Raw genomic sequence first — 10,028 nt, 5'->3', positions numbered from 1 at the left:
GTTGTAAACAATTATGAACGAACGCGAAGACTACTTTAGAATTTCCAAAAATGGACACGTTCACACGCTGAGCGATAGGATTCCATTTAACTGGAAAGAACTAGTGATTTGGACTTCTACTTCATTCATATTCCTGATTTGGTTTCTCGGAATTGGAATCGGAATTTTTGTTGCTTTTTTAACCTTAATCGGATACACTATTTACCGATTTGCTTCTTGGATTTACTACTCAGAATTAAAAATAGACGAAAAAAGCGGAAAATTAACTCGGCTAAAAAAAATACTCGACCGAACTCAGAAAACGGAATTGATAAGTAAAAAGTTTGACCCAAACCGATTTGAATACTCGGAATTAACTCGGAGCGGAAAAACAAAATTCTTAATGAATTATCGGACTCATAAAAACAATGAACTTCTGATTTTAAAAAATAAAGCGGACAAAGAACAAATTGAGAAATACATAGAGGAAAAAATAACTGTTTTGTAAATGCTATATTTTAGAATAATATTTTTCGTTTTGTTTTTATTGGAGTTAAGATTTTTAAATTTTAAGAGCAAAAGTGACAAATATATTTGGATTGGAATAATCCTAATATTCAGTTACATTGGATATTTCTTCTTTTTGTTTCATAAAAGAAGATTAATTGTCAAAAGAAAATTTGAACCGAAATTTAATCGAAATAAATAACTGTTTACAACAATGCATATATTTTATTGCTAGGTTCTAGCCTGCTTACGAAAGTCCTCGCGGACTTTCTATTCGGTTTTTATTTACTAACTTAGTGACTTGATCACGCAACAAACCATATGCTAAACCGTTAGGGCAAATTTGAAAAAAACTATGACAAAACCTCAAATTCTCACATTGAATCTTACAGTAAAAGCTAATAAGATATTAAAGGAAAAAGGATTCAATATTTATGAAGGAAGTTTAGGTAAGCTTATTGACACTAAAAACCAGAAATACCAACACAAATATTGTCTTCTAAATCATGATTTCCCACCAAACATTCATGAATTTGATATTGTAATTATTGATCTTTCTAATGAAGATACTACAGAATATAGAAAAGATGAAAATACTCGAGTAAATAATAAATCGGGAAATAACACATATTTATTGTGTGAGTATCCTCAAACAGTTTTTGACCCAAGAGGACTATCATCTCATATTTTAATGAAAGAGATTAAAGAAATTATTCATAATGAAGCAATGATAATTGTCTTTCAAAATGAAAATGCTGAAATTGAATATGAAATTGTAGAAGAACACGGAGACCGCCATAAAAGTAAAGGTATAGAAATACATTCTATATATGAATTTATGCCATACTTCCCTTTTACAAAAAACAAGTATGGTAAAACAACTGAAGTAATACTTAAACAAAGCGAGATTGCAAATTTCCTAAATAAGTATAATGAAGATTTCGTTTATGAAAACATTTTTTATCATCCCACAATATGGAAAGATGAAGAACAAATACCACACCCTAGTTTTCATCCAATAATAAAAAATGCTAGTGATGAAATCATTTCTTATATATATATAGGCGAAAAATATGGCCTATACACTTTTCCGATTCTGAAAGATAATTCTAATTTTATTGTAGAGTTTTTGGAAAATATTGCACCAACAATTCACCCTACTTTATTTCCTAATTCATCTCAAAAAAAATGGACAAATTCAAAAGAATATTCTTTACCAAATCATCAAAAGTTATTAGCTGAAAAAGAAGCTATTCGCAAAGAGTATGAATTAAAAACAAAAAAGAAAGAGACTGAAATATTGGACAACAATAAAAAATATAGTTTTCTACATGAAATTTTAACAGAAACTGGTGATGAATTAGTCTTTTCTGTGATTAATTTTTTGAAATGGTTAGGTTTTCAAAATGTAATAGATATGGATGAAAAAGCCGAAACTATAAAAGAAGAAGATATTCAAATCGAGAATGATAAAGGACTTCTAGTGATTGAAGTAAAAGGAATTGGAGGAACTTCAAAGGATACTGAATGTAGTCAAATATCAAAAATTAAATATAGAAGAGCAAAACAAAGAGGAAGTTTTGATGTTTTTGGTTTATACATAGTTAACCATCAAAGGCATCTTCCGGCTAAAAACCGAGAAAACCCACCCCTTACTAAAGAACAAAAACAAGATGCTGTTAACGATGAGAGAGGGCTTTTAACAACTTGGCAATTATTTAATCTTTATTATAACATACAAAAAGGAATTATTACAAAAGAAGAAGCTAGAGATTCTTTTTATGAATATGGCTTAATTGCGTTTAAACCTAAAAATATTACACCTTTAGGAAAAATAGATGAAATATTTTTAAAAGGTGAAGTTTTTATTCTCAAATTAAACGGAATTGAAATTAAAACAGGGGACAATATTTTCATTGAAAAAAATAACGAGTTCAGAAAGCTTACTATTTTGGAGATTAAATTAGATGACAAAGTTGTAGATAAAATCAATAAAGGAGAAGTCGGAATAAAAGGAAATATAAAAGTTAGCAAAAAATCAACAGTTTGGATAAAAAACTTGCCCTAACACCGTATATAATTTATTGCTAGTTCTAGCCTACTTACGAAAATCCTCGCGGATTTTCTATCTGTGATTTATTTGCTAACTTTAGTGCTTAAAACACGCAACAAACCATATACAATCACGTTGGCAATAATTTAGAAAAACATGGGATTTAACATATCAGGTATAGTTATTAATAAAAAATTTAATTCTGATTCTTTAAAGGAAGTTTTAAACTGGAACTTAAAGAACTCTACCGAAATTGACTTTGAATCCGCTTCTTCAAACTGGAATAACAAGAACATTTGTAACGTTTATTATTCAGATAAGGGAACACTGATTTTTGGAGATTTTGAAAAAGGTAGTTATGTCCAAAAAAGATTATCAAATGAAAACTCTATGGCATTCTTTTTCTTGGAGTCATCAATGACTTTTATGTTTGATTATTGCGAAAATGGTATAACGAAAAGGTCAATCATGGTTGATAACGGAAAGCTGATTGAAGAAGAGGGCGAAAAATTACAAATCGAACAGAATTCTAATGATATTTCAGAAACAATATGGAAGTTGATAGAGGTAATTTTAGGCAAAAGTTTTTTTTCGATTGAAAATGATGAAAAGGCAATAGCATATTCATTTGTGTCGAATGATGAAGAAAAGGACTATGATTTTAAAACTCATATCTCTAAAGAAGTATTTGCTGAAAAATATTCAGATAGTGATTTATTAAAATATTTTGACATCGCTATAAAGTATGCTCAAGATAACCACCTAAATATCTTTTTAGGTTCAGTAACTGGTCATATTGACGAAAATGACTGGGCTTTATATAATGAAATATATAATCGACATAATAATCTACTAAAACTAGTAAGTGAAATATCGAATAGAAAAACAATGAATACTGAAATATCTAAACGAATGGATTTAGAATATTTTGCTATGATTGGAACTAAATCTAGTTCAATTGATAAAGAAAATAATGATATTATCATGGATTACATTTACAAAATCAAAATCCCTACTAAAACAAAAAATGAAACTGTTGTAAAAAATAGCAACAGAAACTTTGTTGAGAAAAAAAATTGGTGGGAGTTTTGGAAATAAAAACTATTGCCAACACCGTGTATAATTAATTGCTTTGGTCGTTGCCTATTTGGAAAATTCCTTCGGAATTTTCTCGCGTTCGTTTTTGTTTACTAAATTAGTTGCTTAAACACGCAACTAACCATACACAACAACGTTGGCAATAATTAAAGAGTCCGTTAAAAAATTAGTAATTAACAGTTCATTAATATTGCAACCTTTTCATATTTATATTTTTAAATTTAATTTAAAATCTTATAATGAAAAAAACATCAATTATATTATTTCTTTTTATTTCAAACTTTATTTTTTCTCAAGAAGAATTGAATAATGAAAAGGGAATTAAGAACATTCAAAACTATAATACTAAAGAAATAAGTAAAAAAGTAAATGAAAAAATTACAATTTTTGGAACATTAATAACACCAAAATCTGACTATAATAAAATACTTGTAATCATATCTGGAACTGGAAAAATATCTCAAAAAGCTCATAATTACTTAACTGAGTGTTTGCTTGAAAATAATATTGGAGTTTTTAAATTTGACAAAAGAGGAGTTGGAAAATCTACAGGAGAATATAATGACCAACCAAAAATTTACACGAACGATTTCATTGAAATTTACAGAGAGTTAGAAAAATCAAAATTTACAAAAAACAAAAAAATAGGGTTTTTAGGTCACAGTTTGGGTGGAATAGTTACAACCTTATCAATTGAACAGAATATAAAACCTGATTTTCTAATTCAATGGTCAGCACCAATTGGAAAACCAAGAGAATTATTAAAATATCAAATTGAGAATGGAATTAAAAATTATGACAAGTTAATAATTGGAAAAAACACAGAAGAGCGAATAAACTCTTTAAATTATGTTTATGAGTTGATAGATAAGAATCCAAATAAAAATACTTGGGAATTATGGAAAATCGGAAAGAAAGAATCTAAAAAAATAAACGTAAACAAAAAATCTTTTTCTAATTACCTAATGCCTCATAATGTTGAATTTGCTCGAATTGATAATACAAAAACATATCAGAACATTAATTTTCCAACTTTGATAATTATTGGAAAAGAAGATATTTTAGTTGACCCGAATCAAAGCAAAACCGAAATAAATAGAATTGAAAACTCAAATATTGAATTTAAAGAGATTGAAAATTTAGACCACTTTATGACCAAAAAAGGAACTAACCAACTAACAAATGAAATTTATGATATTGATTCTTCATTCAAAGAATATTTAGTGAATTGGATAATAGAGCTGAAAAAATAACTATTGCCAACAACGTGTAAAAAAAATTGCTGGTAAAAGCTTACTTACGAAAATCCTCGCGGATTTTCTTGGTTTGTGTTTTATTTACTAACTTTATTGCTTGGAAACACGCAACTTTCCTTACACAAACACGTTGGCAGTAATTAAAAAAACAACATGACTGATATTGAAATACTCAAAATAATCGAAAGGAAATTGAAAATTCAGATTGGAGAGTTCAAAACCTGGAGTGATAAAAGAAAAGAAATACAAAAACAACGAAAAGAGTCTACAAAGGATGAAAATGTTTCAAATAAAAAGCAAGAAGTAATATTGCGTGAACATCTTGATGAAAAGCAACTCGCAACTACTGATAGAAATGGAAACGTAATTGAATTGTATTTAAATGGCTTAAATCTTAAAAAAATTCCAGAAGAAATATTCGATTTAAAAAATTTACAAAGATTAGATGTTGTCAATAATGCACTAACTCATATCCCAGAAAAGTTATCGGAATTATCTAAGCTAAATACTCTGTATTTTTTTACCAACCAAATTACAGAGATTCCTGACGAAGTTTTATTTATGAAATCCTTGAAAAAGTTAGATATTCATAATAATCCTTTGAATTCAATTCCTTTAGAGGTTCTTGAATCAAAAAGAAGTAATAATCTAACAGCAATACGAGATTATGTTAACTCTCTAAAACATGGAACAAAAAGCTTAAATGAGATAAAAGTTATAATTGTCGGAGATGGTGGCTCTGGTAAAACCTCACTTCAAAAACTACTGACTAAAGAAAAATTTAACCCACAAGAGAGTCAAACTCACGGTATCAACATTAAAAACATAAACTTAAGACCAAATAATAAAAATGTAAAATATAGATTATGGGACTTTGGAGGTCAAGAGATTATGCACGCAACACACCAGTTCTTTCTTTCTAGAAGAAGCATTTATTTAATTTTGCTCAACGCAAGAGAAGAACCAAATCCTGAATACTGGCTCAATCATATAAAAAGTTTTGGTGGAAATTCACCTGTAATTATAGTTATAAATAAAATAGATGAAAACCCTTCTTATGATGTAAATAGGCTTTTTTTACAACAAAAGTACCCAAATATAATAAAGTTTATTAAAATTTCTTGTTCAGAAAACAAAGGCATTGAATCTGTGAAAGGAGCTTTAAGAAATGCTGTTTTAGATATTGAAAATCTAAATGTTCAATGGGCGCTTTCTTGGTTTAAAGTAAAAACCCATCTTGAAAACATGAGTACCAATTACATTAGCTATGATGAGTTTAATGCTCTTTGTATTGAAAAAGGAATTTTTGATTTATCAAGTCAAAATACATTGGTAGAATACTTAAATGATTTAGGTATAATATTACATTTTAAAGACTTCTCATTAAGTGATACTCATGTATTAGACCCAGAATGGGTCACATTCGCCGTTTACAAAATAATCAACTCTAAAAAATTAGCAACTAATAAAGGTGTCCTAAAATTATCTGAAATTAGAACAATTTTAAGAACAAAAGAAAATGATGGTAAATTTAAATATCCTAGCTCTCAACTAAATTATATAATCGAGTTGATGATGAAATTCGAATTATGTTATAGAATTTCAAATACAGAAATATTGGTTCCAGACCTTTTAGCTGTTCAAGAACCAATTTTCAAGTTTGAAGATGATGACATTTTAAATATAGTTGTTTCTTATGAGTTTCTACCCAAATCAATAATGCCAAGACTAATTGTAAATCTTCACAATGACATAATTGATGAATTGCGATGGCGAACTGGAATAATAATTAAAGATTCTAATCTAAATACAACTGCAAAAATTAAAGCTGATTATGACCGAAAAGAAATTCAAATAGGTATCTATGGCGACAAAAAAAGAGATTATCTATCAATCATTCTATTCATCATTAGGAAAATAAATCGCAGTTTCAAAGGTCTAGAAACTAAAGTTAATATACCAATTCCAAATTCAAAAGGAGTCGTTGTTTCTCACTCTCACCTACTTACATTAGAATCTAAAGGAATCACAAAATATATTCCAGATGGTTTAGATTATGAAATAGATGTAAGAAAATATCTAGGCTCAGTACAAGGTAATCAAAGTACTGAAGATGAGATATTTGCTATTCTAGAAAAAATAGCGTCTAAGACAGATAACCAAGATACACTTATGGAGAAAGCTAATGAAATAGTTCAATTACAACCCAACTTTTTTGGACTTGGAATTAATCTCAATGCTTTAGTAAAAAAATTCATTAGAAAAAAATAACTACTGCCAACACCGTATATAATTTATTGCTAGTTTTAGCCTACTTACGAAAATCCTCGTAGATTTTCTATCTAGTTTTTATTTGCTAAATTACGTGATAAACCACGCAACAAACCATATACAAACACGTTGTAACCAATTTGGGAATGAAATACCTAATTATAATATTAACAATTCTATTAACTCTGACTTCTTGCAATCAGGAAAAAAAAAAGAAAGAGAAACAATTCTATTAGCTGACCGAGAAGCACCTTTGGGCTGGGTTTATTTAAGAATTTATAAGGACAAAACGTTTGAATTTGAATCTCGTGGACTTGAACGTGTTGGAGATATTTACGCTGGAAATGTGGAATTAAAAAATGACACAATTTATTTCAAATATTTAGACTCAATTCCTAAAGCTGGAAACAAAGCAATCTTAACTGAAAAGTTTGTTTCATATTTCAATGGAGATTATCCTGAACGATTAGAAATAAAGAAAAGTATTATAAAAACAAAAAACTAGAAAGCTAAAAACCAGTAATCTCATTAACGGATGATTAAATCACATTATAAGGTACTTTTAATACTTTTTTGTTTAGTCTACGCTTGTAAAAATAAAGGTTCTGGCGTTTTTAGTAATAGTATTTCTGAATTAATATCTATAGAAAATTCATTTCAATTCTACGAAAATTACGATGGTTATATCATAAAAGAAAATTCCATTACTAAAGAAAAAATTTGGGAACATAAAAAACTTTACAATCTGTCTATTAAAGTTCTAGATTCAGGAAATAGTATATATTATACAACACCAAATACAGTAGTTTCCATTGACAAAATAAATGGAGAAGTCAATTTTATAATAAAAGAAAATTTCACAGGTAGAACCTATGATTTGCTTTCACACAATAACGAAATAATAGCATCTTCTTTGTATGGTTCTTATTCTTTTTCTAAATCTACAGGGCAAATATTATGGTCTTTATTACCTTCCTCATCAACAATTTTAGGTAATCCAAAAATTTTAATAAATAATGATACGCTTTTTGTTGCAGGGAATTTCAAACCAGATATTAAAACCACTTTATTTTCTTTCAACTTAAATAACAAATCAAGAATAAGTGAAATAGATTTACCGAAAACTGTGGTAACAAATTTAGTGCTTGTTCAAAATAATTTAATCTTTGGAGCTGGTCAATCAATTATGGAACGAGAAATTTTCTCTATAAGTAAAGATGATTTGAAACTAAATTGGCAATTGGAACAAAACATTGACCACTCTTCCAGAATTGTTCCTAATAAAGAGAATATTGTTTTCTTTAATTTCAAGAACCAAGTTTTCGAATTGGATACTAAAAGTTTAGTAATAAAAGAAAGATATACATTACCAGATAATTATTTTGAGTTACTTTTCATTAATGACGATAAACTAATTGCATCCAATAACTCATCTTTAGTAATTTATCCCTTACCAAATGATAAAAAAAAGTACTTTAGGAATATTAAAACTGCTGGACCTTGGGTAATAAACAATGAGATTTATTATGCAAACAAGACATCAATAAAAAAATTGGCTGAATTAAAATAAAAAAACTGGTTACAACACCGTGTATAATTAATTGCTAGGTCACTGCCGACTTACGAACATTCCTTCGGAATATTCTATCTGTGATTTATTTGCTAAATTAGTTGCTTAACCACGCAACTAACCATACACATCAACGTTGGCTTTAATGCTGAAGGTCATCGCAAAACAACCTAATTTTGGTATATTAAGTTTAGTAATTTAAAGCCTGAATAGAAACTTAATGAGGAATATTAAGATAACTAAAAACAAATATGAATAAATGATTGCCAGTATTTTTTTCTTTTTATTTCTAATCCTTGCGATAATCAAATTAACCATACGCTATGATGGAAAGAAAAGATTCAATAAATTATCTAATGAAATTGCAATAAAATCAAAGGAGGAATCAGAAAAAAGAAAGTTAGAAGTCAAAAACAATCCCTACAGATATAAATATTGGAATAAAATTATAGATGGCTCTGAAACTATCGAAATAGATAAATCCGAAGTTTCCTCTCAAATATTATTGGACAATTGGGACTTTATTTCTAAATATTATTACGTAATTAAGGAAGAAGTTAAAGCCATGAGAAACGATTCTGATTTCAAAGAAGAACACATTATTTCTGATTTATCATTTAATCATGATTTAACTAAAGTATTATACAAAAAAAATTTAGATTTAATAAAACCTACCATTATTGATTTTCTAACTAATATTCTTGAAAACAAACAAAAATTGAGAAAATCAGATGAAAAATTTCCTTTAAAAGCAATTAGTATAATTTATTTCTTACAAGGGAATTATAATTTTCACTTAAGTGCTGAACCTTCCAGAGTATTTCATAATGAGAAATATTCAAAATATGTACCTGAATTTAAATTTGAACATGAATTCAATATTGATATACACGAAATTGAAACTGCAATTTTAAAAGATTTAAATATAACTGCTGGAGATTATGATGATGTGGATGAGAGTTACGTCTATGATTTATTTTCTAAAATGATGGTTGAGTGTTGGAAAATAGCAAAACAAAAAACTAATTCAGATTTATTGGGTTCTTTGGATTATGGAACTGGTGGTATAGATTATGATTTAGATACTGGAGAAAGCATTGATGAATTTAATATCAAACAATATTATAAAAACAAAAACATAAAAATTGAAAGATATTTAGAGGATTGAAAAAGCACTAAAAGCCAACACCGTGTATAATTAATTGCTTCATTGAGCTTACTTGCGAATATTCCTGCGGAATATTCACGGGTTCGTAAATGTTTGCTAACTTAGTCGCTAAACCACGCAACTAAT

The 10,028-nt window shown here is 28.0% G+C and carries 8 protein-coding genes; all 8 read left to right on the top strand.

Features of this window, described 5'->3' with window-relative positions; genetic code table 11:
* Positions 1-13: 13 nt before the first annotated feature.
* The 8 genes from KO515_RS08160 (at position 14) to KO515_RS08125 (ending at position 9,902) form a co-directional block, all read left to right on the top strand.
* The gene (locus KO515_RS08160; RefSeq protein WP_215935893.1) at positions 14-487 is read left to right on the top strand and encodes a hypothetical protein; all 474 of its coding nucleotides are present in this window, start codon (positions 14-16) and stop codon (positions 485-487) included.
* 354 nt (positions 488-841) lie between these two features.
* Positions 842-2,554, top strand: coding sequence for a hypothetical protein (locus tag KO515_RS08155; protein ID WP_215935892.1), 1,713 nt, complete (start codon positions 842-844; stop codon positions 2,552-2,554).
* Positions 2,555-2,695: 141 nt separating this feature from the next.
* A complete protein-coding gene (locus KO515_RS08150) occupies positions 2,696-3,637 on the top strand; it encodes a hypothetical protein (protein WP_215935891.1) in 942 nt (313 codons plus the stop codon).
* A gap of 239 nt (positions 3,638-3,876) precedes the next feature.
* Positions 3,877-4,890 (top strand): alpha/beta hydrolase family protein, encoded by a 1,014-nt coding sequence (locus KO515_RS08145; RefSeq protein ID WP_215935890.1) that lies wholly within the window; start codon positions 3,877-3,879, stop codon positions 4,888-4,890.
* A gap of 156 nt (positions 4,891-5,046) precedes the next feature.
* On the top strand, positions 5,047-7,164 hold the full coding sequence (locus KO515_RS08140; RefSeq protein WP_215935889.1) for a COR domain-containing protein: 2,118 nt from the start codon (positions 5,047-5,049) through the stop codon (positions 7,162-7,164).
* A gap of 193 nt (positions 7,165-7,357) precedes the next feature.
* Entirely contained in the window at positions 7,358-7,669 is a 312-nt protein-coding gene (locus tag KO515_RS08135) for a hypothetical protein (protein ID WP_215935888.1), read from the top strand.
* Positions 7,670-7,699: 30 nt separating this feature from the next.
* Positions 7,700-8,734 (top strand): PQQ-binding-like beta-propeller repeat protein, encoded by a 1,035-nt coding sequence (locus KO515_RS08130; RefSeq protein WP_215935887.1) that lies wholly within the window; start codon positions 7,700-7,702, stop codon positions 8,732-8,734.
* A 259-nt stretch (positions 8,735-8,993) separates the two neighbouring features.
* Positions 8,994-9,902, top strand: coding sequence for a hypothetical protein (locus KO515_RS08125; RefSeq protein ID WP_215935886.1), 909 nt, complete (start codon positions 8,994-8,996; stop codon positions 9,900-9,902).
* Positions 9,903-10,028: the final 126 nt, after the last annotated feature.

This window comes from Winogradskyella psychrotolerans (assembly GCF_018860545.1).
In the GTDB taxonomy this organism is placed as follows: Bacteria; Bacteroidota; Bacteroidia; order Flavobacteriales; family Flavobacteriaceae; genus Winogradskyella; species Winogradskyella psychrotolerans_A.
This window is presented reverse-complemented; position numbering and strand designations above follow the sequence as displayed.